Source organism: Streptomyces sp. NBC_00271 (assembly GCF_036178845.1).
Taxonomy (GTDB): Bacteria; Actinomycetota; Actinomycetes; order Streptomycetales; family Streptomycetaceae; genus Streptomyces.
In genome coordinates, this window is the sequence record NZ_CP108070.1 from 4,430,020 (window position 1) to 4,454,662 (window position 24,643).

23 protein-coding genes and 2 tRNA genes are annotated in these 24,643 nt (G+C 70.3%); 5 read left to right on the forward strand and 20 right to left on the reverse strand.

Going from position 1 to position 24,643, the window contains the following annotated elements:
• Nucleotides 1-181: 181 nt before the first annotated feature.
• The 3 genes from OG798_RS20585 to leuS form a co-directional block, all read right to left on the reverse strand.
• Nucleotides 182-1,027, reverse strand: a complete 846-nt coding sequence (locus tag OG798_RS20585; protein ID WP_095854724.1) for a DegV family protein — start codon at nucleotides 1,025-1,027, stop codon at nucleotides 182-184.
• 69 nt (nucleotides 1,028-1,096) lie between these two features.
• Nucleotides 1,097-1,828 (reverse strand): hypothetical protein, encoded by a 732-nt coding sequence (locus OG798_RS20590; protein WP_267063826.1) that lies wholly within the window; start codon nucleotides 1,826-1,828, stop codon nucleotides 1,097-1,099.
• Nucleotides 1,829-1,984: 156 nt separating this feature from the next.
• Complete coding sequence (gene leuS / locus OG798_RS20595) at nucleotides 1,985-4,873, reverse strand: leucine--tRNA ligase (protein WP_121416166.1); 2,889 nt, start codon at nucleotides 4,871-4,873, stop codon at nucleotides 1,985-1,987.
• A 417-nt stretch (nucleotides 4,874-5,290) separates the two neighbouring features.
• Here leuS and OG798_RS20600 point away from each other — a divergent pair, with 417 nt between their 5' ends.
• Together OG798_RS20600 and OG798_RS20605 are read left to right on the forward strand one after the other, a co-directional pair.
• Nucleotides 5,291-6,610, forward strand: coding sequence for a cytochrome b/b6 domain-containing protein (locus OG798_RS20600; protein ID WP_267061743.1), 1,320 nt, complete (start codon nucleotides 5,291-5,293; stop codon nucleotides 6,608-6,610).
• Nucleotides 6,607-8,226: an NADH-quinone oxidoreductase subunit NuoF family protein gene (locus OG798_RS20605; RefSeq protein WP_067370006.1), complete on the forward strand. Its 1,620-nt coding sequence runs from the start codon at nucleotides 6,607-6,609 to the stop codon at nucleotides 8,224-8,226. Before OG798_RS20600 ends, OG798_RS20605 begins: the two co-directional genes overlap by 4 nt.
• A 50-nt stretch (nucleotides 8,227-8,276) precedes the next feature.
• Here the strand turns inward: OG798_RS20605 and OG798_RS20610 are convergent.
• A tRNA-Ala gene (locus OG798_RS20610) sits at nucleotides 8,277-8,349 on the reverse strand.
• A gap of 147 nt (nucleotides 8,350-8,496) precedes the next feature.
• Here OG798_RS20610 and OG798_RS20615 point away from each other — a divergent pair.
• The gene (locus OG798_RS20615; RefSeq protein WP_267061744.1) at nucleotides 8,497-9,729 is read left to right on the forward strand and encodes a glycosyltransferase 87 family protein; all 1,233 of its coding nucleotides are present in this window, start codon (nucleotides 8,497-8,499) and stop codon (nucleotides 9,727-9,729) included.
• On the opposite strand, the gene OG798_RS20620 is transcribed toward OG798_RS20615, so the two are convergent.
• From OG798_RS20620 to OG798_RS20630, 3 genes are all read right to left on the reverse strand, one after another.
• Nucleotides 9,698-9,931 carry a hypothetical protein gene (locus OG798_RS20620; protein WP_054231942.1) on the reverse strand — a complete coding sequence of 78 codons (234 nt, stop codon included), beginning with the start codon at nucleotides 9,929-9,931 and terminating at the stop codon, nucleotides 9,698-9,700. The two genes, OG798_RS20615 and OG798_RS20620, sit on opposite strands and share 32 nt — an antisense overlap.
• A 3-nt stretch (nucleotides 9,932-9,934) precedes the next feature.
• The gene (locus OG798_RS20625) at nucleotides 9,935-10,108 is read right to left on the reverse strand and encodes a hypothetical protein (protein ID WP_101896762.1); all 174 of its coding nucleotides are present in this window, start codon (nucleotides 10,106-10,108) and stop codon (nucleotides 9,935-9,937) included.
• 69 nt (nucleotides 10,109-10,177) lie between these two features.
• On the reverse strand, nucleotides 10,178-11,647 hold the full coding sequence (locus OG798_RS20630; RefSeq protein WP_443053800.1) for an MFS transporter: 1,470 nt from the start codon (nucleotides 11,645-11,647) through the stop codon (nucleotides 10,178-10,180).
• A gap of 119 nt (nucleotides 11,648-11,766) precedes the next feature.
• Between OG798_RS20630 and OG798_RS20635 the strand changes: the two genes are divergently transcribed.
• Nucleotides 11,767-12,684, forward strand: coding sequence for a helix-turn-helix transcriptional regulator (locus tag OG798_RS20635; protein ID WP_095858079.1), 918 nt, complete (start codon nucleotides 11,767-11,769; stop codon nucleotides 12,682-12,684).
• A gap of 80 nt (nucleotides 12,685-12,764) precedes the next feature.
• On the opposite strand, the gene OG798_RS20640 is transcribed toward OG798_RS20635, so the two are convergent.
• The 7 genes from OG798_RS20640 to OG798_RS20670 all read right to left on the reverse strand — a co-directional run bounded on the left by OG798_RS20640 (nucleotide 12,765) and on the right by OG798_RS20670 (nucleotide 17,473).
• Nucleotides 12,765-12,837: transfer RNA gene (locus OG798_RS20640), tRNA-Ala, on the reverse strand.
• Nucleotides 12,838-12,944: 107 nt separating this feature from the next.
• Nucleotides 12,945-13,562 (reverse strand): histidine phosphatase family protein, encoded by a 618-nt coding sequence (locus OG798_RS20645; RefSeq protein WP_328760058.1) that lies wholly within the window; start codon nucleotides 13,560-13,562, stop codon nucleotides 12,945-12,947.
• Nucleotides 13,563-13,678: 116 nt separating this feature from the next.
• Nucleotides 13,679-14,122, reverse strand: coding sequence for a ribosome silencing factor (gene rsfS / locus OG798_RS20650; protein ID WP_095854720.1), 444 nt, complete (start codon nucleotides 14,120-14,122; stop codon nucleotides 13,679-13,681).
• A gap of 172 nt (nucleotides 14,123-14,294) precedes the next feature.
• Nucleotides 14,295-16,091 carry an LCP family protein gene (locus OG798_RS20655; protein ID WP_328757497.1) on the reverse strand — a complete coding sequence of 599 codons (1,797 nt, stop codon included), beginning with the start codon at nucleotides 16,089-16,091 and terminating at the stop codon, nucleotides 14,295-14,297.
• A 25-nt stretch (nucleotides 16,092-16,116) separates the two neighbouring features.
• Entirely contained in the window at nucleotides 16,117-16,683 is a 567-nt protein-coding gene (nadD, locus tag OG798_RS20660; RefSeq protein WP_248297702.1) for a nicotinate-nucleotide adenylyltransferase, read from the reverse strand.
• A 247-nt stretch (nucleotides 16,684-16,930) separates the two neighbouring features.
• Nucleotides 16,931-17,092 carry a hypothetical protein gene (locus OG798_RS20665; RefSeq protein WP_095854717.1) on the reverse strand — a complete coding sequence of 54 codons (162 nt, stop codon included), beginning with the start codon at nucleotides 17,090-17,092 and terminating at the stop codon, nucleotides 16,931-16,933.
• Nucleotides 17,093-17,314: 222 nt separating this feature from the next.
• Nucleotides 17,315-17,473, reverse strand: a complete 159-nt coding sequence (locus OG798_RS20670; protein ID WP_095854716.1) for a hypothetical protein — start codon at nucleotides 17,471-17,473, stop codon at nucleotides 17,315-17,317.
• Between the two features lie 103 nt (nucleotides 17,474-17,576).
• Here OG798_RS20670 and OG798_RS20675 point away from each other — a divergent pair, with 103 nt between their 5' ends.
• Nucleotides 17,577-18,707, forward strand: coding sequence for a M48 family metallopeptidase (locus tag OG798_RS20675; RefSeq protein WP_328757498.1), 1,131 nt, complete (start codon nucleotides 17,577-17,579; stop codon nucleotides 18,705-18,707).
• A gap of 26 nt (nucleotides 18,708-18,733) precedes the next feature.
• Here OG798_RS20675 and OG798_RS20680 read toward each other — a convergent pair whose 3' ends face one another.
• The 6 genes from OG798_RS20680 to rfbC form a co-directional block, all read right to left on the reverse strand.
• Nucleotides 18,734-19,801, reverse strand: coding sequence for an SCO2583 family membrane protein (locus tag OG798_RS20680; RefSeq protein ID WP_097225964.1), 1,068 nt, complete (start codon nucleotides 19,799-19,801; stop codon nucleotides 18,734-18,736).
• Between the two features lie 144 nt (nucleotides 19,802-19,945).
• Nucleotides 19,946-20,569, reverse strand: a complete 624-nt coding sequence (locus tag OG798_RS20685; RefSeq protein WP_438948384.1) for an SCO2584 family spore wall biosynthesis protein — start codon at nucleotides 20,567-20,569, stop codon at nucleotides 19,946-19,948.
• A gap of 89 nt (nucleotides 20,570-20,658) precedes the next feature.
• Entirely contained in the window at nucleotides 20,659-21,945 is a 1,287-nt protein-coding gene (locus OG798_RS20690; protein ID WP_095854712.1) for a glutamate-5-semialdehyde dehydrogenase, read from the reverse strand.
• Between the two features lie 61 nt (nucleotides 21,946-22,006).
• A complete protein-coding gene (locus OG798_RS20695; protein ID WP_095854711.1) occupies nucleotides 22,007-22,486 on the reverse strand; it encodes a hypothetical protein in 480 nt (159 codons plus the stop codon).
• A 214-nt stretch (nucleotides 22,487-22,700) separates the two neighbouring features.
• Entirely contained in the window at nucleotides 22,701-23,807 is a 1,107-nt protein-coding gene (gene proB, locus OG798_RS20700; protein WP_267063828.1) for a glutamate 5-kinase, read from the reverse strand.
• A gap of 226 nt (nucleotides 23,808-24,033) precedes the next feature.
• Nucleotides 24,034-24,639 (reverse strand): dTDP-4-dehydrorhamnose 3,5-epimerase, encoded by a 606-nt coding sequence (rfbC, locus tag OG798_RS20705; protein WP_382136989.1) that lies wholly within the window; start codon nucleotides 24,637-24,639, stop codon nucleotides 24,034-24,036.
• Nucleotides 24,640-24,643: the final 4 nt, after the last annotated feature.

The following is a 24,643-nucleotide window of genomic DNA, read 5'->3' on the forward strand; positions in this document are numbered from 1 at the left end:
AGTGCCATGCGTCGAGGATCGGGCAACTCGCAGCTCTCGCGATGATCTTGCTCAAATCCCGGGGAAAACTACCCAGTTGTGGATAACTCCGTCACCCACACGAGTCACACCAGGCCCAGCAGACGCAGTAGTCCCACCAGACGCAGGCGCCCCCGCCCCGCCACCACCGGACTCCTCAGCCTCATCGAGGCGAGACGACCGCTCCCAGCAGCCCGGGACCCGTGTGCGCCCCGATCACCGCACCGACCTCGCTCACATGCAGATCGACAACGCCCGGCACCCGCGCCCGCAACCGGTCCGCGAGAGCGGACGCCCGCTCGGGAGCGGCGAGATGGTGGACGGCGATGTCGACCTGGGCACTGCCCGCCCGTTCGGCCACGATCTCCTCGAGCCGGGCGATCGCCTTGGACGCCGTCCGTACCTTCTCCAGGAGTTCGATCCGCCCTCCGTCGAGCTGGAGCAGCGGCTTCACCGCGAGCGCGGAGCCCAACAGCGCCTGTGCGGCACCGATCCGGCCGCCGCGACGCAGATAGTCGAGCGTGTCGACGTAGAAGTACGCATAGGTGCCGGCGGCCCGCTTCTCCGCGGCCGTGACCGCCTCGTCGACGGTGCCCCCCGCCTCCGCGGACTCGGCCGCGGCCAGTGCGCAGAACCCGAGGGCCATCGCGATCATCCCGGTGTCCACCACCCGCACGGGGACCGGGGCCTCACGGGCCGCGAGGACGGCGGCGTCGTAGGTGCCGGAGAGCTCGGCGGACAGGTGGAGCGAGACGATGTCGGTCGCGCCCGACTCGGCGACCCTGCGGTAGGCCGCGGCGAAGACCTCGGGGCTGGGCCGGGACGTGGTGACGGAGCGCCGCTTCTGAAGTGCCTGCGCCAGGGAGCGGGCCGAGATCTCGGTGCCCTCTTCGAGCGCCTCATTGCCGAGAACGACGGTCAGGGGCACCGCGGTGATGCCGTGGCGCTCCATCGTCCGGGGCGGCAAGTAGGCCGTGGAATCGGTGACGATCGCGACATGGCGGGACATGAGCTGGAGGTTACCTGCCGGGGAGCGCGGACGGCAGCCCGGCCCCTTTCACCTGCGGTCTAGGTCGGGTCAAGTCGTGCTCTCGGGACGGGGTTTCTTCTGCCAGGGGTAGGTGGGTCGTTGTACCGGCGGGGTGATCGCGGAGCGCGGCGGCTCGTCGGCCGGGCGGGACCGCGGGGGCTCCGGCCAGGTCTGGCCGCTGGAAGTGGCCGTGTCCGGTGCCGGTGCCTCGGGCCAGGAGGCGGTGGGTCCCGGCTCGGTCGTCCAGTGCCGCAGGGCGCCCGCCTCCACGTCGATCTGCTCACTCAGCGAATCCAGGTCGTCGGAGGCGAACCTGCGGGCCCGGTCGCGCGCGGCCCAGCGCAGCGAGTCCGCGGACTGCGTGATCCGTTCGGTGCGCTCGCGCAGCTCGGGCAGCCGCGTGGAGAGCGTCCTCTTGTCCGGTTCGCTCTCCAGGCGCCTCAGCTCGTCGTCCAGCTCGCGCCCGTGCACGCTGAGCCGCTCGAACAGCCCCAGGGACTCCTTCAGGGACTCGTCCTCGGCCACGCCCGAGTGCAGCGCGTCCTGCGTGGCCCGCATCGAGGTGCGCAGCGTCAGCCTCAGCTGGGCGATCTGCCCCGCCGGGCCCGGCTGAGCGAAGGTCTTGGCACGCAGGGTGGTGTCCTCGACCGTGCGGCGGGCCTGGGAGATCGTGCGGTCCACACCGCGCTTGGCGGCGCCGACCACCTTCACGGTGGCGTATGCGCCCAGCACCGCGAACAGCAGGAAGAGCAGGGCGATCACTGTGATCACGACTTCCACCACGCTCCTCCTCCTCGGACGGCCGCGGCAGCCGCCGCGTCGCTCTTCAACGGTAAACGCAACGGGCAGGTCCGGAGTTCCAGAAGAACCCCGAACCTGCCCGTAGGGGACTACCCCTAGCCAAGCCACCCATCCGTGCCGGACCGGGGCAAGCGGCTACGCCGTGACGATGTTCACCAGCTTCGGCGCCCGCACGATCACCTTGCGGATGCCCGCGCCGTCCAGCGCGGCGACGACCTTCTCGTCGGCCAGCGCGATCTTCTCCAGGTCCGCGTCGGAGATCGACGGGGAGACCTCCAGGCGTGCCTTGACCTTGCCCTTGATCTGCACGACGCAGGTCACGGCCTCGTCCACGACGTACGCCGGGTCGGCCACCGGGAAGTCCTGGTGGACGATCGAGTCGGTGTGGCCCAGCTTGCGCCACAGTTCCTCGGCGATGTGCGGGGCCAGCGGCGCGACCAGCAGCACCAGGGGCTCGGCGACCGTGCGCGACACGGGGCCGCCGACCTTGGTCAGGTGGTTGTTCAGCTCGGTGACCTTGGCGATGGCGGTGTTGAAGCGCAGGCCCTCCAGGTCCTGGCGCACGCCGTCGATCGCCTTGTGCAGTGCCCGCAGGGTGTCCTCGTCGGCCGGGGTGTCGACGACCGTGACCTCGCCCGTGGTCTCGTCGACGACGTTGCGCCACAGCCGCTGCAGCAGCCGGTACTGGCCCACCACCGCGCGCGTGTCCCACGGCCGCGACACGTCCAGGGGACCCATCGCCATCTCGTACAGGCGCAGGGTGTCCGCGCCGTACTCGGCGCAGATCTCGTCCGGAGTGACCGCGTTCTTCAGGGACTTGCCCATCTTGCCCAGCAGTCGGGAGACCCTCTCGCCCTGGTAGTAGTACGCGCCGTCGCGCTCCTCCACCTCGGCGGCCGGCACGGCGATGCCACGGCTGTCGCGGTACACGAAGGCCTGGATCATGCCCTGGTTGAACAGCTTGTGGAACGGCTCGACCGAGGAGACATACCCCAGGTCGTACAGCACCTTCGACCAGAAGCGCGCGTACAGCAGGTGCAGCACGGCGTGCTCGGCGCCGCCGACGTACAGGTCGACGCCACCGTGCGGCTGGCCCTCGCGCGGGCCCATCCAGTACTGCTCGATGGCCGGGTCGACCAGCTTCTGGTCGTTGTGCGGGTCCAGGTAGCGCAGCTCGTACCAGCAGGAACCGGCCCAGTTGGGCATGGTGTTGGTCTCGCGGCGGTACTTCTGCGGGCCGCGGCCGTCGCCCAGGTCCAGGGTGACGTTGACCCAGTCCTCGTTGCGGGACAGCGGCGTCTCGGGAGAGGTGTTCGCGTCGTCCGGGTCGAAGGTGCGCGGCGAGTAGTCCTCGACCTCCGGCAGCTCCAGGGGCAGCATCGACTCGGGCAGCGCGTGCGCGACGCCGTCCTCGTCGTAGACGATCGGGAAGGGCTCGCCCCAGTAGCGCTGGCGGCTGAACAGCCAGTCGCGCAGACGGAAGTTGACGGTGCCCTCACCGATGCCCTTGCGTGCCAGCCACTCGGTGATGCGCTCCTTCGCCTCGGCCACCGCCAGGCCGTCCAGCGAGATGTCGTCGTTGGAAGAGTTGATGATCTTCGCGTCGTACGCCCCGAAGGCGCTCTCCCACGTCGACGTGTCGGTGCCGCGGCCGTCGGTCGGCTCGACGATGCAGCGGATCGGCAGCTCGAAGGCGCGCGCGAACTCGAAGTCGCGCTGGTCGCCCGCCGGGACGGCCATGATCGCGCCGGTGCCGTAGCCCATCAGGACGTAGTCGGCGATGAAGACCGGGACCTGCTCGCCGTTGACCGGGTTGGTCGCGTAGGCGCCGGTGAAGACACCGGTCTTGTCCTTGGCCTCGGCCTGCCGTTCGACGTCGGACTTCGAGGCGGCCTGCACGCGGTAGGCGGCGACGGCCTCGGCGGGCGTGGCGTGACCGCCGGTCCACGCCTCGTGGCTGCCCTCGGGCCAGGCTTCGGGGACGAACTTGTCGACCAGCGGGTGCTCGGGCGCCAGCACCATGTAGGTGGCGCCGAACAGAGTGTCCGGGCGCGTGGTGAAGACCGTGATGGCTTCGCCGTCGATCGGGAAGTCGACGCGGGCACCCTCGGAGCGGCCGATCCAGTTGCGCTGCTGCAGCTTGATCGCCTCGGGCCAGTCCAGCGCCTCCAGGTCGTCCAGCAGCCGGTCGGCGTACGCCGTGATGCGCATGTTCCACTGGCGCAGCTTGGCCTTGAAGACGGGGAAGTTCCCGCGCTCGGAGCGGCCGTCGGCGGTGACCTCCTCGTTGGCCAGCACCGTGCCCAGCCCGGGGGACCAGTTGACGGGCGCGTCGGAGGCGTACGCCAGCCGGTACTCGCTCAGGACGTCGGCGCGCTCGGTGGCGGTCAGCTCGTTCCACGCGCGCGTGGCGCCGTCAACGCTCGGTACGGCGCGCTCGCCGCTCTCGAACTGGGCGATCAGCACGGAGATCGGACGGGCCTTGTCCGCCTCGTCGTCGTACCAGGAGTTGAAGATCTGCAGGAAGATCCACTGGGTCCACTTGTAGTACCCCGGGTCGATCGTGGCGAACGACCGGCGCTTGTCGTGACCCAGGCCCAGCGCGCGCAGCTGGGCCTTCATGTTCTCGATGTTGGCCTCGGTGGACACGCGCGGGTGGGTGCCCGTCTGCACGGCGTACTGCTCGGCGGGCAGACCGAAGGCGTCAAAGCCCAGGGTGTGCAGGACGTTGTGGCCCGTCATGCGCTGGAACCGGGCGAATACATCGGTGGCGATGTAGCCCAGGGGGTGGCCGACGTGCAGACCCGCTCCCGAGGGGTACGGGAACATGTCCATGATGAACTTCTTGGGCTTGGCGGCCAACTCGGGATCGCCCGCCAGGTCACCGCTGGGGTTCGGCGCCTCGTACGTGCCCTCGGCGTCCCAGAAGTCCTGCCAGCGTGCCTCGATCTCAGCGGCCATCGCGGCCGTGTAGCGGTGCGGCGCTGCCACCTCGGAGGCGGCAGCGGGGTTCGTCTCGCTCATGATCCTCAAAGCTCCATCGATCGTCTCTGCCAGCGGCTTGGAAATGAAAAATCCCCTCGCACAGGAGGGGACGCCGCGCCGATGCCGACCACGGGTCGTCAGTGGTCGGGACTGATCAGCGCGGCTCACTAAGCAGAAGGCGTACGGCACGCATGGCGTCAGGGTACCGCAGCCCCCGCGCGCGCCGCGACGAGCTTTGGACGGGGCCGGACACGCCGTGCCGCTCGTCACAATCACGTCAAAAAAACTGAACAATATTCAAATATTACTTCGCGTAAGGGGACGCTACGGGACAACACAAGGACCTGGCCGCACTTTGGTAACAACGCAATAACTCAAACCTCGTACCCATCGGTATGGCTCGACTTAGAGTTCGGCTTCGGGACCGCTTCCCCGAACCGTTGGGAGTAACCCCCTATGAACCCTCGTCGCAGTGGCAGCACGCTTCCCCGACCGGGCCGCTCGGTCTACGGGATGGCGACGGCTGCCGTCCTGCTGCTCATACCCGTGGTCGTGCTGGCCGGAGGCAACCAAGTCCAGGACTTCCTCAACTTCGGTGCGGGCGTCCTGTCGCTCGTCTCCCTCACCTGCTCAGTCATCTGGGGCCTCATCGCCCAGGACCGGCTCATCCTCAACACGCGTCAGCGGATCGTGGCACAGGGCGTCCACCGGGTGACGGCCGTCGGCTCGATCGCGTTCCTCTTGGTGCACATCACCATCAAACTGGCACTGGACCACACCGTCCTGATCGCCGCGCTGATCCCCTTCAGCCTGGGCGTCAAGGGCAGCGCCGGACTCATCGGCCTCGGCTCCCTGGCCGGCCTGCTCATGATCTTCGTGGGTATCACCGGCGCACTGCGCAACCAGTTCGCGGCCCCGGCCCCGGTCGCGGCACGCTGGCGCGCGATGCACATGCTGGCGTACCCGGCCCTGTGCGCGGCGCTGATCCATGGTCTCTTCGCAGGACGGGCGGCGAAGCCGTTCTTCATGGTGTCGTACGAGCTGTGCCTGGTCGCGGTCGGCGGGGCCCTCGCCCTGCGTGCGGCTCCCCACCCCTTCAAGCGCAAGGTCGCCGACCGCATCCTGGCGATCCTCGGCGAGGGCGGCGGCGCCGGTGGCCGCATGGCCCGCGAGGACCTGACGGCATCCCGTGCCGCCCTGTCGGAGAACTCCCTGCAGGGCTTCGCCCCGCGCTCCGCGCAGCAGTCCTCGGGCGCCCCCTTCGTACCCCCGCAGCGCACGCCGTCCCCCGAGCAGTCGCTGTACCAGACCCCGGCCGACCCCGCCGCCGCCGCGGACGCCACGTCCGGTTTCGCGGCCGCCTACCGGGCCGTCTCGGGCACGCCCGGCGCGAACCCCGCCGGCGCGGCCCCGACCGAGCGCGTCCAGATGCCCATGAACATGCAGCCGACGGAGACGTTCCCCCGCGCCGACGCCGGTGGCAGCACGTCGGGCAGCTGGCCCATCCCCTCGCCGCCGCCGGTCGGCGAGGCGCCCCGCTCCGCGTACGACCCGCTCGCCGACACGGGATACAACATCCCCGTCTATGACAATTCGGCCACCGGTGGGTACGGCACGAGTGATGTGTACAACAACGGTGAGACGAACCCCGCCTTCGGTACGTACAACACCAACGACACGTACGACAGCGGTCCCACGACTGACGTACTGCCGGGCGCCTTCGACGCTCCTGGCTCCGGTGAACCATGGAACGCCCCTTCCGGAGGCTTTAAGTGAACGAGGCCCTGCCCGACGTCCCGGAGGTCCGCGTCGTCGGGCTTCCGCAGCTCACGTCGGGCTTCGACCTGGTTGAGCGGCTCGATCTGCCCATGCACCTCAAGGTGCACGGGCCGCTCGAGCCGATGGGCGGTGAACAGCTCGCGGGCCTCGCCGAGGCGATCGGTCTGAAGGGCCGCGGCGGCGCGGGCTTCCCCTTCGCCAAGAAACTGCGCTCGGTCGCCGAGTCGGCCATCAGCAAGGGCATCCGACCCGTCGTGGTCGTCAATGGAAGTGAGGACGAACCGGCCTGCCGCAAGGACACGGTGCTCATCAACCGTGCCCCACACCTCATCCTGGACGGCGCCCTGCTCGCCGCGGAGGCCATGGGTGCCCGCACCCTGGTCATCGGGGTGACCCGCGAGTCGACCCAGCGGTCCATGGAGGCCGCGCTGGCCGAGCGCGGCCTCAGCGACCGGCGCGGATCGCCGCTCCGCGCGCGCGTGCAGCGCAATCCGGTGCGGATGGTGACCGGAGCGGCCGCTTCGCTCATCCGCTCCATCGACGGCGGCCCGGCCATCCCGCCGGGCCGCAAGATCAGCGCGTCGCAGAGCGGTGTCGGCGGCGCGCCCACCCTGCTGTCGAACGCCGAGACGTACGCGCAGCTGGCCATCGCCGCCCGTATCGGCCCCGACCGCTACCGCAACACCGGTCTGTACGACGAGCCCGGCACCGTCATGCTCACCATCTCCGGGGCGGTCGCCCGCCCCATGGTGATCGAGGTCCCCACCGGCGTGCCGCTGCGTTACGTGCTCCAGCTGGCCGGCGCCCCGCCGATGCCGCAGGGCGTACTGACCGGCGGCTACCACGGCAAGTGGCTGGACGCGGCGACGGTCAACGAGGCGATCGTCTCGCGCAACTCCCTGGACGCGGTGGGCGGCGCGCTCGGCGCCGGCGCGATCCTCCCGATCACCCAGGAGACCTGCCCGCTGGGCGAGTCCCTCCGGGTGGCCCAGTGGCTGGCGGAGGAGAGCGCGGGACAGTGCGGTCCCTGCTACCTCGGCCTGCCCGCCGCGGCGCGCGGCCTGGAGGACATCCTCAACGGCGGCGGACCGGCCGCCCTGGAGGCCGTGAAGCAGGTCGCCAAGGCCGTGAAGAGACGCGGCGCCTGCTCGCACCCCGACGGCTCGGCAATGTTCATCGAGTCGACCATCAAGGCCTTCACGGACGACCTGGCCGCCCATGTCCTCGGCAATGGCTGCGGAAGGCCCGTGGAGGGCGTTCTGCCGCTCTTCGAGGGCGGCCAGCTGCCCACCGGCATCCCCGGCGGCCAGGCGGTCGAGGAGGCCGGCCCCAGCCGCCAGAAGATCTACGTCGACTGGACACTGTGCCGCGGTCACGGCCTGTGCGCGGACATCCTGCCCGAGGTCTTCGAACTGGGCGCCGACGGCTTCCCCACCGTCGCGCAGGCCCAGGTGCCCCGGTACGCGGAGGCGAAGGCGCTGCGGGCCGTACGCCGCTGCCCGGCGCTCGCCCTGCGCATCGAGGAGGACACCCGCTCCTCCGCCCCGGCACGCAACAACCTTCCGGTCCTCTCCCAGCGCCGTGGTCGTCGGGCGCTCGGCAGCGGCCGCTGAACACGACGAAGGCGGGTCACCCTGATTGGGTGACCCGCCTTCAATATGTGTGGAGCTAAGGAGAATTGAACTCCTGACCTCCTGCATGCCATGCAGGCGCTCTACCAACTGAGCTATAGCCCCTTGTGGCCATGCGGCGAAGCCGCATATCGACCGTGTCGCCCGGTTTCCCCGGCGGCGACGCCAACATTACACGGTCCTCCCCGTGGACCACCAAATCGATTCCGCGCCGTGCGGACAATGCGGACATGAGGGATAGTGTCGGCCTTCGTGACCGTGATCGCGCTCCCCCGTGTCCGCCGCCGTGCGCCCGTCGCCCTGGGGGCGTGCCTGTTGTCCTTCGCCGCCTTCTGGTGGGCACAGCGGGCCGCGCACGTGTCGATGATCGACCTGATGGTGTACCGGGCGGAGGGTGAGACCGTCCGCGCGGGCGGCGACCTCTACGCGCTGCGTACGACCGAGGCCCATCTGCCGACCACCTACCCGCCGTTCGCGGCGCTGCTGTTCACGCCGCTGACGCTGCTGGACGCGTCGACCATGCGGGCTCTCGCGACGGCCGGAAATCTGGCCCTTCTTGTGGTGTTCGTGGCCCTCTCGCTACGGCTCGTCGACCACGCGCGCGTGGAGGGTGTCTGGTGGGCGTCCGCGGCGGCCGTGTGGTGCGAGCCGGTGTGGACGACCGTGCGGTACGGGCAGATCAATCTGCTGCTCGGCGTGCTGGTGCTGTGGGACCTGACGCGGCGGCCCTGGCACCGGTGGGCCGGAGTGGGCATCGGGCTCGCGGCGGCGATCAAGCTGACACCGGCGCTCTTCGCGGTGTTCCTGCTGGTCACCGGTGTCGCGGCCTACGCACGGCGGGGCTCCGCAGGCCCCTGGCTGCGGCACGCGCGCGGGGCGGCCGTCGCGTTCGCCGGGGCAACCCTGCTGGCGGCCTCCGCCCTGCCCTACGACTCATGGCGCTTCTGGAGCCGCATGGTCTTCGAGACGGGTCGGGTCGGGCTCGTGGAGGACACCGCGAACCAGTCGCTGCGCGGGGTACTGGCCCGGCTGCTGCACACCACCCAGCCAGGCCTCTGGTGGGTCGCCGCGGCGGCCGTGGCAGGCTCCCTGGGCCTCGGTGTCGCCGTGGCGGCGGAGCTGCGCGGGCGGCGCGCCTGGGCGGTGGCCGCCTGCGCGGTCACGGCGCTGCTGATCAGTCCGGTGTCGTGGTCGCACCACTGGGTGTGGTGCGTGCCGATGGTGCTGATCCTCGGCACGCGCGGCAGGGCGGCCACCGTCGGCTCGGCACAGGTGACCGCCGTCAGTACGGCACTGGTGACCGCCGCGGGTACGTCGCTGGTCTTCTGCTCGTACGCGCTGTGGTGGGTGCCACACGGCCCGGGACGGCTCGAACTGCAACAGACGGGCGCCCAGTTGACCTTGTCGGCCCTCTACGAAGGAGCCGGTCTCGTCTTCCTGACCCTGATCGGGGTCAGGCTGTGGCGAACGTGTAGAACCGTTTGAGCGTGCAGTGCTCGTCGAGGAGCCGGCCGTAGATCGGCTCGCCCTCCAGCTCGCGGTACGTCTCGATCGGGTCGCCTTTTATGATCAGCGCCCGCGCGCACTCCTCGCACCAGTACTGGTAGTCGTGGTTGACCGGCTCCATGTCGCGGACGATCGGCGTACCACTGCCGCACCAATCGCACTTCCGCCTGTGTGCACCCATCGATCAGCTCCAGCTGTGGCCGCAGGCCGTGCACACGTAGGAGATCCCGCCGTTGTCGCCGAGGACCTGGGCGACGTGGACCGATCCGCAGGAAGGACAGCCGAGGAGAGTGGCTCTTCTACGTGTCTGTGCCACATCGAGGAGATCGTCGACCTCCTCGAGGATGCTCGCAGGCATCGCTTCTCCCTCCCGTCGGGCCGCGCCCCCTTCCGGCCGTTTGATTCTGCCACGGCCGGAGCAATACGGTCAGCGACGCCTTCGTACCAGTCCGGACACAGCACCCGACGTGGCCGTCGCGGCCAGCGCATACGTGCACATGAGGAGCGCGTCCGCAGAGGTATACGCCCCCGGAGCCCCAAGTGACTCAAGTCGGTTCAAGAAGAGTGTGCCGAAGGCCGCGACACCGATCAGCTGACCGAGCTGGGCGACCGTCGCGAGCAGTCCACTGGCGTCCGCCGCGTCCTCGGGCCGCACCGTGGCCAGAGCCCTGGTCAGCGTGGGGCTGAAGCCCAGCGCCAGACCGGTCCCCATGCCCGCGAACGCCACGTACAGCCAGAAACCGCCGTCGCCCCCGCCCTTCAGCACGGCTCCGACGCCGGCCACTGAAACGGCGGCGATGGCGAAGCCAACCGGGATCAGGACACCTCGCAGAGCGGCCGGCCAGTCGCGCCAGGTCAGACCGACCAGGCCGAACACCACCGCGGTCGGCGCGACGGTGAGCCCGGCGCGCAGCGCGCTGTACCCGAGGCCGCCCTGAACGTGCAGGGTCAGAGTGAACAGGAAACCCGCGTTGACCGCCATCACCGCGAGCAGGCGGAAGACCGCGAGGCCCATGCCGGGGTGGCGCAGCACCCGGGGTGAAATCAGCGGTGCTCCACCCCGCCGGGCGAGCCGGGACTCGTACAGACAGAAAAGGGTGAAGAGGATCGCGGCCGCGCCGAGCGACAGCCAGGACCACAGCGGCCAGCCCTCCTCCTGACCGAGCACGAGCGGCACGGTGAGCAGCGACACGGCGGCGCCGAGCAGGACGAGGCCCGGCAGGTCGAGGCCGCGTGAGCGCTCCACGGCTCCGGGGACGTCCCGGGGCAGGACGCGGTGGCCGACGGCCAGGAGTACGAGGCCCACGGGCACGTTGACCAGGAACACCGGCCGCCAGCCGGTGCCGAACAGGTCGGCGCTGATCAGGACGCCACCCAGCACCTGTCCGGCCGCGGCTCCCGTCGCGACGACGGCGGAGTACGCGCCGAGGGCACGGGCCCGGGCCTCGCCGGTGAAGTGGCGCTGGATCAGGCTGAGCACCTGCGGGATCATCACGGCCGCACCGGCGCCCTGCACCAGCCGGAAGGCGATCAACTCCCCGGTTCCCCGGGCGAGTCCGCATGCCAGCGAGGACGCGGTGAACAGCGCGAGCCCGGCGAGGTGGACACGGCGGTGGCCGAGCAGGTCGCCGAGGCGCGCGCCGGTGATCAGCAGTACGGCGTACGCGATGGAGTATCCGGCGACCACCAACTGCATTCCAGCGCCGGTCGCGTGGAGTTCGGAACCGATCGTGGGCACGGCGACGTTCACGATGAAAACGTCGAGCAGTGCCATGAACTGGGCTGTGAGCACGACCGCGAGCAGCCGTCCGGGGCGATTGTCAGTGCCGGGGGCTTTACTGGTCGCAGGACTTGAATCCGCTGCGGGACCTGGGCCCGCGGGGGTTGTCGTCGTCATGGCTCCGAGCCTGGCGGCGGCCGGATACGGGTGCCGAGAGCCCGCCGATGCTGGTACTGACAGCACCTGGCAGCGGACGGGTTCGGCGCGCACGATGGAAGACGGGGGAAGTGAAGCCGATGAACACGACACAGCGTCGCAGGCCGGAGCTGGCCGGCTTTCTGCGCGGCCGGCGGGCACGGGTGACACCCGCCGACGTCGGGATGCCCCCGGGCTTGCGACGCCGCACGCCGGGTCTGCGCCGCGAAGAGGTCGCGCAGCTCTCCGGGGTCGGTGTGACCTGGTACACATGGCTGGAGCAGGGCCGCCCCATCAACGCCTCTCCTCAGGTCCTGGATGCGGTGGCACGCACCCTGCGCCTGGATCAGACCGAGCGGGAGCACCTGTACCACCTGGCCGAAGTGCCCTACGAGTCCGAGCCGGAGCTCCCCGCGCAGACCGTGAGCGCGGAGATCCAGGGCATCATCGACGCCCTCGATCCGCGCCCTGCGGCGGTCTACAACTCGCGGTACGACATCCTGGCCGCCAACCCCCCTTACCGCGACCTGTTCTTCGTGCCGCAGACGCTCGACATCGGCGTTCCCAACGTGCTGTGGACCCTGTTCACCGTGCCCGAGCCCGGCTGCCCCGTGGTGTTCCGGGACAGCGAACTGCCGTTGATGGTGGCGACGCTGCGCTCCGCGTACGGCAGACATGTCGGCGAGCCCGCCTGGGAGGACTACATACGCGGGCTGTCGGCCGCCAGCCCGCGCTTCGCGGAGTTGTGGGCGGGCGGGGACGTCCTCCCGCCGGGACCGCGTGTGAAGACGTTCCGCCATGAGGCGGTGGGCGAACTGCGGATGACCTCGGTGTCGCTGTCCATCGACGGGATGCCGGAGTGCCGGATCGTCGCCTACACCCCGGACGACGAGAGGGCGCGCAAGGGGCTGGCGGTTCTGCGCGAGCGACGGGAGCGGTTGTGGCCACCGTCACTCGCGGCCGCCACGGCATCCCTGGGACCGATGTCGCCCATGTCACCGACAACCTGGGGGACATGAAAAAATCCCGCCCCTCGAAAGGAACGGGATTCTCATCACTGATCTGTGCTGATCTTTGACAACTCAAGAGAGTTGATCTGTGGAGCTAAGGAGAATTGAACTCCTGACCTCCTGCATGCCATGCAGGCGCTCTACCAACTGAGCTATAGCCCCTTGTGTTCTTCCCGCCCGGCGGGGCGAACAAGAAGAACTTTAGCCTGCGACCTGCCAGAAAGTGAAATCCGGTCCCGCCCGGCCCCCGGGGCCGGACAGGGGGCCGCTCAGTCGTCGTCGCCGAGCACCGGCTCCGGCAGTGTGCCGGCGTTGTGCTCGAGCAGCCGCCAGCCCCGTGCGCCCTCTCCGAGGACGGACCAGCAGCAGTTGGAGAGGCCGCCCAGGCTCTCCCAGTGCCGGGACTCCAGGCCGAGCAGGCGCCCGATGGTGGTGCGGATGGTGCCGCCGTGGCTGACGACCACGAGGGTGCCGTCCTCGGGGAGCTTGTCGGCGTGGCGCAGCACCACGGGGGCGGCGCGGTCGGCGACCTCGGTCTCCAGTTCGCCGCCGCCGCGGCGCACCGGCTCACCACGCTTCCAGGCGGCGTACTCGTCGCCGTACTGGGTGATGATCTCCTCGTGCGTCAGGCCCTGCCAGACGCCCGCGTAGGTCTCGCGGAGGCCCTCGTCGTGGATGACGCCGATGCCGGTGAGCGTGGACAGCTCGGCGGCCGTGTTCGCGGCGCGCTGGAGGTCCGAGGCGACGATCACGTCGGGCTTCAGCGAGGCGAGCAGCCGGGCGGCACGGCGGGCCTGGCCGATGCCCGTCTCGGTGAGCTCGACGTCCGTGGTGCCCTGGAAGCGGCGATCCACGTTCCAGGAGGTCTGGCCGTGCCGCCACAGGATGACGCGGCGACCGCGACCTGGCTTCTCCCCGGCCTCGACGCCCGCGACGGTCGGCTGTCGCTGCGCCTGGTCGTCACCCGTGGCGGATGCCCTGGCCGCCTCGGCGCCCGCCGCGGTCACCGCAGCTCCCCGTATTCGACGGAGTCCTCCTCGGCCTGCAGCTTGGCGTGCTCGGCGGCCTTGCCGCGGGTGGCCTTGGCGTCGGCGGGCAGGTCAAGCTCCGGGCAGTCCTTCCACAGCCGCTCCAGAGCGTAGAAGACACGCTCCTCGCTGTGCTGCACGTGCACCACGATGTCGACGTAGTCGAGCAGTACCCAGCGGGCCTCGCGGTCGCCCTCGCGGCGCACCGGCTTGACTCCGAGCTCCTTGTTCAGCCGCTCCTCGATCTCGTCGACGATCGACTTGACCTGGCGGTCGTTGGGGGCGGACGCCAGCAGGAAGGCGTCGGTGATCGAGAGAACGTCGCTGACGTCGTAGGCGATGATGTCGTGCGCGAGCTTGTCTGCGGCCGCCTGCGCGGCGGTGGTGATGAGCTCGATGGAGCGGTCCGTGGCGGTCACTACGCGGCTTTCCGTCGGCGGTCAGTAATGACTCAAGGGTCTCACGGACCGCCGACGGCGCCCCACGCGTTTCCGTGGCCACGTCCCGGGGACCCCGGGACGTGGCGCCGACCGCTCCGGAGGGTCACCCGCGACCACTCCTCGCGATCGTCCAGTGGAGTGGTCACCGTGATCACCCGGTGGAGGTGGTCACCTTGTAGTCCTGGCCGAGGACCACCGAGACGTCCGCGTTGGACGAGCCACTGCCCTTCTTCACGGTGCTGGTGGGCAGGCCGAGGGTCTTCGCGACCTCGATGGCGTCGTCCTTCCTGGCGGCGTCGGTGTACGTGATCTGGGACACGCTCTGGGCGGTGGCGGAGGTGCCGGAGTCCAGGAAGGTGTAGCCGCCGTTGACCAGGACGACGCGGGCCTTCTCGGTGGCGTCCTTGTTCCCGGTGGCGTTCTTGATGCCGACACGGACGGCGGCACCGGCGTCGGGACTCTTGGCGGTGCCGCCGAGGACGTCCTTGACCACGCTGTTGGTGGCGCTCTCGCTCAGGGTGCCGTCCTGCTGTACGGGCAGCAGCGCCGTTTTGTAGTCGCCGCCCTTGGCGAGGTCGGCGAGCTTGGCGAGGAAGGCCCCGAGGTCCTGGTCGGTCAGGGAGGGGTCGAGGATCTGCGCCAGGGTCTGCACGGTGGTGGTCGCGGCCTGCTTGTCCGAGGACAGCTTGCGCAGCACGCCCTGCATGACCTGTCCGAACCGCTCCAACTGCGCGTTCTGGGCTTCGCCGGAGGCCCGGTAGGTGGCGTAGGCGACGGCCATCTTGCCGCTGAGGGTCTGGTTCTCGCCCTTCTTCACGAGGGGCGCCTCGCCCTTCTTCTTCGCGTCGGGGTCCGGGACATCGGCGTTGGTAGTGAGGTCGATGTTGCCGACGAGGTCGACGAGGTTGTTGAGGTAGGGAGTGTCGAGGCGCCAGGTGCCCTGGATATTGGTCCCCAGCACCGTGTCGATCGCGTCCCGGGTCCCGGAGGAGCCGTCGTCGCCGACGGACTTGGCGAGCGTGGTCGTCGAGCCGCTGTCGTCCGTCAGGGCAAGGGAGTTGGGCAGCAGGACGGTGGTGCCCTGCTTGGTGGTGGTGTTGTCGACGAGCAGCGCCGTGGAGGTGCCGCCGCCCTTCGTGTTGTGCAGGTGGACGACGATCACATCGCGGTTCTGGGCACCCGTGGCCGTCGTCGCGGCGGACTTGCCGCCGGAGGAGGTGCCGGGCAGCTTCCCCGCGTACCAGAGGTAGCCGACGCCGCCGACCACGACCAGGGCGAGCACCACGCCCAGGGCGACGACCCTGCTGCGGGCGCGGCGCTTGGCCTCCTCACGGCGCTCCGTACGGTTCTCGGTGAAGTTGAGCCAGTCGATGACGTCTTCGGGCTCGGCTTCCTGCTCCTCGACGAAGGCGAACTGCTCGGTGCGGTAGTCCCGGTCGGCCCGGGGCTCGTTCTCCTCCGCGGGGCGCGCCTGCTGCGGGATGTAGGCGGTCTGCTCGGCGACCCGGGGCTGCTGCCCGGTGCTCCTGCTCGCGGCGCCGGTCCCGCTCCGGGACTGACCCGCCTGACCGGCCCGCCCCGTCTGCCCGGCCTGACCGGCCTGCCCCGTGTGCACCGTCTGCCCGTAGGGGTCGTACGACGGCGTCGTCCCGGCGGCGCCGGACGTGCCGGCTCCGTACGGGTCGTAGGCGGGGACCGCGGTCTGCTGACCGGTGTCGTACGAGGACACGGGCTGCTGCTGACCGGTGTCATAGCCCCCCGCGCCGGTCGCGTAGGGGTCGTAGCCGTAGCCCTGGTGCTGTTGGGGCTGTTGCGGCTGTGCGTACGGGTCGTAGCCCTGTGGGGGCTGCTGGGGCGGCACCTGTTGGTACACAGGCTGCCCGAACTCGTCGTAGCCGACGAGCTCGTACTGGTCGCCGCCCGCGTATCCGTCGTATCGGTCGTTCACCGGTGCCCCTCTCGGCTCACTCGCCTCACTCGCCGCGGTACAGCTCACGCTTGTCGATGTAGCGCACCACACCGTCCGGCACCAGATACCAGACGGGGTCGCCCTTGGCGACTCTCGCACGGCAGTCTGTGGAGGAGATGGCCAGCGCGGGAACCTCGACCAGCGAGACGCCGCCCTCGGGGAGGCCCGGGTCGGTCAGAGTGTGACCGGGCCGGGTGACTCCGATGAAGTGCGCGAGGGAGAACAGCTCTTCCGCGTACCGCCAGGTGAGGATCTGACCGAGCGCGTCGGCACCGGTGATGAAGAACAGATCGGTGTCGGGGTTGAGGGCGCGCAGATCGCGCAGGGTGTCCGTGGTGTAGGTCGGGCCGCCGCGGTCGATGTCGATGCGGCTCACCGAGAACTGCGGGTTCTCGGCGGTGGCGATGACCGTCATCAAGTAGCGGTCCTCGGCCGGTGAGACCTTCCGGTCGGACTTCTGCCACGGCTGCCCGGTCGGCACGAACACCACCTCGTCGAGGTGGAACTGCGCGGCGACCTCACTGGCCGCCACGAGGTGCCCGTGGTGGATCGGGTCGAACGTTCCGCCCATGACGCCGAGCCGGCGCTTGCCCGGATTCGAGGGGCCGTTCCTGGGGCCGGTCGTCAGCCGGCTCGCCCCGCCTCTCACTGGGCCGCCGAGCGCGTCACCCGCGGCGCCGCCGACGGCGCCGCCCTCCGTGTCACTCGCCGGACCGGTAGGCATGTCCTGCTCTCCCATGCGTGCAGACCCTACCGGCCCGGTCGAGGGGCTCCGCCCGACAGGGGTCCCCGTGACGGCTCCGAACGGCCGAAAAGGCTCAGCGGTCGCGGTTGAAACGCGTGGTGATCCACAGCAGCAGGAGCAGCACGAACAGCGCGCCACCGCCGGTCAGGAACGGGTTGAGGCTCTCGTGGTTGCCCCCCTGCTCGCCCTCGGCGGCAACGGTGACCAACTGTGCAGCGGTGCTGTGGAAGCTCATCTCGGCAGGACCTATCCGGTGTGGGCGGGATAAAGACGTCGTCCCATCGTATGCGGGGGGCTCGGTCGCGATCACGCCGACTCCGCCGTTGGGGACGCCGGTTGCTCCGGCCTCCCCGGGCGACACAACCTCGGTCGTCCGGCTCGTCCCCGCGTCAGCCGTCCCGCTTGCGCCTCAGCCGTCCCGCGAGTACTCGCGTCAGCCGTCCCACGTGTACCCGCGTCAGTCGTCCCGCTTGTACCCGCGCAGCAGGAACCAGGCGGTCAGGCCCACCCCGACGATCATCACGATCAGCACGACACGGAGCAGATTGCCCGGGCCTTGCTTGTCTGCCGCGTTCGCGGCCTCGGTGAGCCAGGCGGCTGCGGGGATGTGCTCCATGGCGATGGACTCCTTCTCTGTACTGCCCGTCCACGTTATCTCCGCCTAGGCTGGGCCGTGCCTTGGGGGCGCATAGGGCACTCAGACGCACATGGGGGAACACATGTCCGACAACGGCCACCAGCAGAACGGGCACGAGAACGTGCCGAGCAGGCAGCGCAGGCGCTTCGAGGGGATCTCCTCGCGCACCTACGAGCACCCGGCGGACCGCTCGGCTCTCGTGGCCCTGCGCAAGCTCAGCGGCTTCGACACGGTCTTCAAGGTCCTGAGCGGCCTGCTGCCCGAGCGCAGCCTGCGGCTGCTGTTCCTGTCCGACTCGGTGCGCGTCTCGGACGCCCAGTTCGCGCACCTCAACACGATGCTGCGGGACGCCTGCCACATCCTGGACCTGGAGAAGGTCCCGCCGATGTACGTCACCCAGGACCCGCAGCCGAACGCGATGTGCATCGGCCTGGACGAGCCGATCATCGTCGTGACGACCGGGCTCGTCGAACTGCTGGACGAGGAGGAGATGCGGGCCGTCGTCGGGCACGAGGTCGGCCACGCGCTCTCCGGGCACGCCGTCTACCGCACGATCCTGCTCTTCCTGACCAATCTCGCGCTCCGGGTGGCCTGGATCCCGCTGGGCAACATCGCGATCATGGCGATCGTGACCGCGCTGCGCGAGTGGTTCCGCAAGTCGGAGCTGTCGGCCGACCGGGCGGGGCTCCTCGTCGGGCAGGACCTGAAGGCCTCGATGCGCGGCCTGATGAAGCTCGCGGGAGGAAATCACCTGCACGAGATGAACGTGGACGCGTTCCTCGAGCAAGCCGAGGAGTACGAGGCCGGGGGCGATCTGCGCGACTCCGTACTCAAGATCCTCAACACCCTCCCCCGCACACACCCCTTCACCACCGTGCGCGCCGCCGAGCTGAAGAAGTGGGCCGAGTCCCGCGACTACCAGCGGATCATGGACGGTCACTATCCGCGGCGCACCGAGGACAATGAGACCTCGGTCTCCGACTCCTTCCGGCAGTCGGCGGCGAGCTACGCCACGGACGTCAAGAACTCCAAGGACCCGCTGATGAAGCTGGTCAGCGACATCGCGGGGGGCGCGGGCGACCTCGGCGGGCGGGTGCGACGCGGGTTCGGAGGCTTCGCCGGCGGCACCCCGAAGGACCAGACCGCCGCCGAGGACCGGACCTCGCCGAAGGACCAGCCGCCCCGGGACAGCACCCCCGAGGACGACGACTGACACGCACGGGAGCCGGGGACGACCCGTCAGACCCTCGGCTGCGAGCTCGTCGCCAGTGAGCCGCACAGTGCCGTCGCGCTGCCCGTCGCGTACGGGTCGGTGCCGGCCGGGCCGCCCGCCTTCGCCGTCTGGCCCGCGAGCAGCGGATGCAGATGGGTCGCCGAGTCCTCGGAGCAGGCGAGCGGTCCGGCCTGGACGTAGGAGACGACCACCTCGGCCTGGTGCATGCGCAGGTCGTCGCGGTCGAAGCGGAACTGCAGCTCGCGCCGGACGGTGAACAGCGAGGCCTTCGCGTTGGGGTCCGAGCCGGCCGGCTTCAAGGCGTACACGAAAGTGTGGTCGGCGACGACCTCAAGGGTGCTGGAGTCGAACTCGGCGGCCTGAAGGGTGCCCTGCACCCTGATCCTGGAGTCGGCGAGCTGGGCGCGGGTGGGGTCGAAGCGGACCAGCCAGCCGGTGGGCGCGTGCCGACCGTCGGCGGCCGGGTGGTCGAAGCTCTGGTCGAACTGGTCGAGCTGCTGGGGGGCGAGCAGGATCCGCACGGGCCGGTTGGTGACGCCCGTGAGTACCTCCGGGTCGAGCGAGGACTTCACGAGGTAGTCCTTGGCGGTGGTCAGGGCGGCCACGACCTGGCTGTCGGAGAAGTGCGCGGTGCGCCGGTAGGCGGGCAGCGCGATGCCGTCGGCGCCGACGGCGAACTGGGCGGCCGGGCTGTGCGCGTACAGCTCCTCGGCGCTCGTGGCCCCCGGTACGGCGGTCTGGGGCGCGAGGGGTATGACGGTCATCCGCAGCGGTTCGGGGGGCTGGGCGGCCGGGGTCTGGTACGGGTGCCGCACGCCCATGTAGATCGCGGTGCCGAAGGCGACGGCGATCAGCAGGACCAGGATCAGCGCCTGCCGGGGCAGACCGCGCTGGAGGGTGGGACGGCGGCGTACAGCCGGGGCGTGGTCGGCCATCCGCTCCTGCGCGGAGAACTCCTGGAGGCGGGCAGCACGGACGAACGACTCGTCGAAGACGACGGATCGGTATTCGTCCTCTCCACCAGCGGGAGCGCCCTCGGGTGTCCCCTCAGGTGGGTCTCCAGGCCCGCCCATACCTTCAGGGTAGGTCTCTGGGAGCTCAGGTAAACGCCGTGGTACACGACAACTTCTGACAGGTTCTCACCAGGATCGCCAAGGCCTGTCGCGATCGCCAGAATGTTCGAAGGGCCGTCACGGGCGGCGCGGGCGCCATGGGCGTCAGGGCGTTCGGGGAACCGCGGACACGGCCGAATGGGAGTACTCGGCCGAAGCGGAGGGGCCGGTGCCGGTGACCTTGTCCTGGCCTTGTTCGAGGCCCGTGGAGGCGGGTGGCGGGACCTGGTCCTGGCGGCCCGAGGAGGCCCCCCGGTAGACCGCCGTGAAGGCCAGGGCGACCATGCCGACGCCCATCACAAGGGCGAGCACCCAGGCAACGGGGCGGTGCCAGCGGGCCTGTTTTCCGTAAGCCCTGCCGTATCTGCGGTACGGGCCCGGCGCTCCGTAGCGGCCTTCGAGGATCTCGGTGTCGTCGAGGTCGTCCAGGTCCGGGTCATGACCGAAATCGCCAGGGCCGTCGGGCCCGAACCCGTCCTCGTAGCGCTCGTCGTCGCCGCGGGCACCCCGGGAGTGCGCCCGGCGCGCCTCGGCCTCTGAGGCCTCCGCGCGGGCCTGCGCGGCTGCTAGGAGGCGTTCGACGGCGGTCGGCTCATGGATCACCGCCGCACGTACGAAGTCCTCGTCGAAGACCACGGAGGCGAACTCTTCGTCCGCACCCCCGCGGTCGCGGTCGTCGTCGGGCTCCCAGCCGTCAGGGAACGGCGTGCCCCCCACGTCCTCCGGCACGGATCCAGAGTAGACCTGGGGGGTCATTTTGGGCAGACGGTATGGAAATTCATCCGCCTGACGAGACGCGGCTCACGCGGAGCGCGGGCTCAGCGCCGGATGTGTCCGTCGCCCGTGACGATGTACTTGGTGCTCGTCAGCTCCGGCAGCCCCATCGGTCCCCGCGCGTGCAGCTTCTGCGTGGAGATGCCGATCTCGGCTCCGAAGCCGAACTGGCCGCCGTCGGTGAAGCGGGTCGAGGCGTTCACGGCGACCGTGGTGGAGTCCACCAACTGGGTGAAGCGGCGGGCGGCCTGCTGCGAGGTGGTGACGATGGCCTCGGTGTGGCCCGAGGTCCACAGCCGGATGTGTTCGACGGCCCGGTCGAGCGAGTCGACGACGGCGGCGGCGATGTCGTACGAGAGGTACTCGGTCTCCCAGTCCTCGGGCGTGGCCTCGACGACGGTGGCCTTGGAGTCCTTGGCGTAGGCGAGGACGCGCTCGTCGGCGTGCACGGTGACCCCGGCGTCCGCGAGGGCGTCCAGGGCGCGCGGCAGGAACTCGGGTGCGATGTCCTGGTGCACGAGGAGCGTCTCGGCGGAGTTGCACACGCTGGGCCGCTGCGCCTTGGAGTTGATCAGGATGTCGATCGCCATGTCGAGGTCGGCGTTGGCGTCGACGTACACGTGGCAGTTGCCCGTGCCGGTCTCGATGACGGGGACGGTGGACTCCTGGACGACCGTGCGGATCAGCGAGGCGCCGCCGCGCGGGATGAGGACGTCGACCAGACCGCGGGCGCGCATCAGCTCGCGCACCGACTCGCGGCCCTCGCCGGGCACCAGCTGGATGGCGTCGGCGGGCAGTCCGGCGCCGCCCACGGCGTCGCGCAGCACCCGGACCAGGGCCGTGTTCGACTCGAAGGCCGAGGAGGAGCCGCGCAGCAGGACGGCGTTGCCGGACTTCAGGCAGAGGGCGGCGGCGTCGACCGTGACGTTCGGGCGGGCCTCGTAGATGATCCCGACGACACCGAGCGGGACGCGGACCTGGCGCAGGTCGATGCCGTTCGGGAGGGTCGAGCCGCGCACGACCTCGCCGACCGGATCGGGCAGCGAGACGACGTCCCGCACGTCCGAGGCGATCGCACGCACGCGCTCGGGCGTGAGCGTGAGCCGGTCGATGACGGTCTCGCTGGTGCCTGCCTCGCGGGCGCGCGCGATGTCCTTGGCGTTGGCCGCGACGATCTCGCTCGTACGGACCTCCAGCGCGTCCGCGATCGCGAGCAGCGCGTCGTCCTTCTCGGCCCGCGGCAGGGGTGCGAGATCGGCGGCGGCGGCCTTGGCGCGGTAGGCGGCCTGCGTGACCGGGGACATCGAGTCGTACGGCGAGAGCGTGGTCATATCGGAAGGGTAGTGCGCCGGACGGACCCGTCCAGCGGCTGTCCCACACCCCGAGACAGGGTCAAAAGGGATGGACTCCGACCGGAGTGGCCGGAAGTGGCCCATACCCCTCCGCTATCCGCTGGTGGTACGTCTCGCGGTCGATGACCTCAAGGCCGACGATCTCCCAGGGTGGGAGCTTGGCGGTCTGGCGGTGTTCGCCCCACAGGCGCAGGGCGACGGCCGCCGCGTCGTGCAGGTCGCGGGCCTCTTCCCAGTAGCGGATCTCCGCGTGGTCGTTGGCGTAGCGGCTGGTCAGCAGGAACGGGTGGTCGTGGGCCAGCTGTTCGAGGGCACGCCTGACCTCCTTCAGCGGGGCCTCGCCACCCGAGACGCTCAGCGTGACGTGCCACAGCCGGGGCTGGTCGGCCGGCCTCTCGCCCTCGTAGGTGTCACCGGCCGCGACGCTCGTCAGGGCCCGTTCCTCGCCCGCCGCGCGGGAAGCCGGACCACCCGCCCGGGAGGCTGCACCGCCGCGGGACGCCGCCGCCCCAGGGCGCACTCGTCTCACGACGGCCTCCTTTTCGCAATGGTCCGCAATGGTCCGTGATCGTCGTACTGCATCGGGCTGCATCGGGGTCTCCCCGCAACAAAGTTGAGCAGGTGGGCAGCCGCCGTGTGGCGCTTTTACACAACGTCCCCCGGCGGGGGCCTCAGAATCGGCCTTTTACGGGTGTACTGGACAGCTGTTTCAGAGGTGGTGCGGAACAGGCGTCTTACGGATGCAGGAGCACGAGGTCGTCCCTGTGTACGACCTCGCGTTCGTACTCCGGGCCCAGCTCGCGGGCCAGCTCGCGGGTCGAGCGCCCGATGAGCTGGGGGATCTCCTTGGCGTCGAAGTTCACCAGACCCCGTGCGACCGCCCGCCCCGTGCTGTCGCGCAGCTCGACGGGGTCGCCCGCGGTGAAGTCGCCCTCGACGGCCGCGATCCCCGCCGGCAGCAGCGAGGTGCGCCGGTCGACGACCGCGCGCACGGCACCGTCGTCCAGGACGAGCGCACCCTGCGGGGTCGAGGCGTGCTGCAGCCACAGCAGCCGGTCGGCGGAGCGCTTGCCGGTGGGGTGGAAGTACGTGCCGGTGTCGCCGCCCGCGAGGGCCTCGGCGGCGTGCACGGCGGAGGTGAGCACCACGGGGATGCCCGCGGCCGCCGCGATCCGGGCCGCCTCGACCTTGGTGACCATGCCGCCAGTGCCGACGCCCGCCTTGCCCGCGGTGCCGATGTCGACGTGCGCGAGGTCCTCCGGTCCGCGGACCTCCGCCATCCGCGAGGTGCCGGGCTTGCTGGGGTCGCCGTCGTACACGCCGTCCACGTCGGAGAGCAGGACCAGCAGGTCGGCCCGTACGAGGTGGGCGACGAGCGCGGCGAGCCGGTCGTTGTCGCCGAAGCGGATCTCGTCCGTGGCGACGGTGTCGTTCTCGTTGACGACCGGCAGGGCGCCCATCGCGAGGAGCTTGTCGAGGGTGCGGGAGGCATTGCGGTGATGGGCACGGCGGCTCATGTCGTCGCTGGTCAGTAGCACCTGGCCGACGCGGACGCCGTAGCGGGCGAGGGAGGCGGTGTAGCGGGCCACGAGCAGCCCCTGGCCGACGCTCGCGGCGGCCTGCTGGCGGGCCAGGTCCTTGGGGCGGCGGCGCAGGCCCAGCGGGGCGAGACCGGCGGCGATGGCTCCGGAGGAGACGAGGACGATCTCCTTCTCTCCCCCGCTGCGGCTCTTGGCGAGGACGTCGACGAGCGCGTCGACCCGGTCGGCGTCCAGGCCGCCCGAGGCCGTGGTCAGCGACGAGGAGCCCACTTTGACGACGATCCTGCGGGCTTCCGCCACGCGCTGCCTTGCCACTGTCACCTGCGTCGTCCTCACTCGGCGGTCCCTCACGCCGCGTGCTCCCCCGCGACGGCGCTGCCTCGCAGGCTACGCGAGCGTCGGGCGACGCCGCCCTCCTGTTTTGCCGGTCGGACAGGAACTCTGGGGAGGAGAAGAGGAAGCGAGCGCCCCGAAAGCAGAGGCCCGGCTGCTTCTGAGGGTCAGCCGGGCCTCTGCTGGAGAGGGCTCAATCCCGGTTCGCCAGCGCGGCGCGGAAGGCCACGCACTCCTCGTACACCGGCAGGATCCCCGCCTCGCGGGCCTCGGCCAGCGTGGGGCCCTGGGCGTCCTTGGCGGACAGTTCGGGTTCGCCCGCGACCGGCCACTCGACGCCGATCGCCGGGTCGAGCGGGTGCACGGTCTGCTCGCGCTGGGGAGCGTACCCCTCGGAGCAGAGGTAAGTGACGGTGGCGTCGTCGGTCAGCGCGCAGAAGCCGTGGCCGAGGCCCTCGGAGAGGTAGACGGCCTTGCGCTCGTGGTCGTCGAGGCGCACCGCCTCCCAGCGGCCGAAGGTCGGCGAGCCGACCCGGACGTCGACGATCACGTCGAGTACAGCGCCGCGCACGCAGGTCACGTACTTGGCCTGGCCGGGCGGCACGTCGGCGAAGTGGATGCCGCGCACGACACCGGCGGCGGACACGGAGAGGTTGGCCTGCTTCAGATCGAGCGGGTGGCCGACGGCCTCGGCCATGTGCTCGGCCTTGTACCACTCCAGGAAGAGGCCGCGGGCGTCCCCGTGCTGCTGGGGGACGAACTCCCAGGCGCCCTCGATGCCAAGGGGGTTCACCTTCATGGAA

Bases quoted from the DNA above. Each gene is read 5' to 3' on its own strand.
- OG798_RS20585 (WP_095854724.1), bottom strand. From the start codon at position 1,027: ATGTCCCGCCATGTCGCGATCGTCACCGATTCCACGGCCTACTTGCCG.
- leuS (WP_121416166.1), bottom strand. From the start codon at position 4,873: ATGAGCGAGACGAACCCCGCTGCCGCCTCCGAGGTGGCAGCGCCGCAC.
- OG798_RS20600 (WP_267061743.1), top strand. From the start codon at position 5,291: ATGAACCCTCGTCGCAGTGGCAGCACGCTTCCCCGACCGGGCCGCTCG.
- OG798_RS20620 (WP_054231942.1), bottom strand. From the start codon at position 9,931: ATGGGTGCACACAGGCGGAAGTGCGATTGGTGCGGCAGTGGTACGCCG.
- OG798_RS20625 (WP_101896762.1), bottom strand. From the start codon at position 10,108: ATGCCTGCGAGCATCCTCGAGGAGGTCGACGATCTCCTCGATGTGGCA.
- OG798_RS20630 (WP_443053800.1), bottom strand. From the start codon at position 11,647: ATGACGACGACAACCCCCGCGGGCCCAGGTCCCGCAGCGGATTCAAGT.
- OG798_RS20635 (WP_095858079.1), top strand. From the start codon at position 11,767: ATGAACACGACACAGCGTCGCAGGCCGGAGCTGGCCGGCTTTCTGCGC.
- nadD (WP_248297702.1), bottom strand. From the start codon at position 16,683: ATGGGCGGAACGTTCGACCCGATCCACCACGGGCACCTCGTGGCGGCC.
- OG798_RS20665 (WP_095854717.1), bottom strand. From the start codon at position 17,092: ATGAGCTTCCACAGCACCGCTGCACAGTTGGTCACCGTTGCCGCCGAG.
- OG798_RS20670 (WP_095854716.1), bottom strand. From the start codon at position 17,473: ATGGAGCACATCCCCGCAGCCGCCTGGCTCACCGAGGCCGCGAACGCG.
- OG798_RS20675 (WP_328757498.1), top strand. From the start codon at position 17,577: ATGTCCGACAACGGCCACCAGCAGAACGGGCACGAGAACGTGCCGAGC.
- OG798_RS20680 (WP_097225964.1), bottom strand. From the start codon at position 19,801: ATGGGCGGGCCTGGAGACCCACCTGAGGGGACACCCGAGGGCGCTCCC.
- OG798_RS20690 (WP_095854712.1), bottom strand. From the start codon at position 21,945: ATGACCACGCTCTCGCCGTACGACTCGATGTCCCCGGTCACGCAGGCC.
- rfbC (WP_382136989.1), bottom strand. From the start codon at position 24,639: ATGAAGGTGAACCCCCTTGGCATCGAGGGCGCCTGGGAGTTCGTCCCC.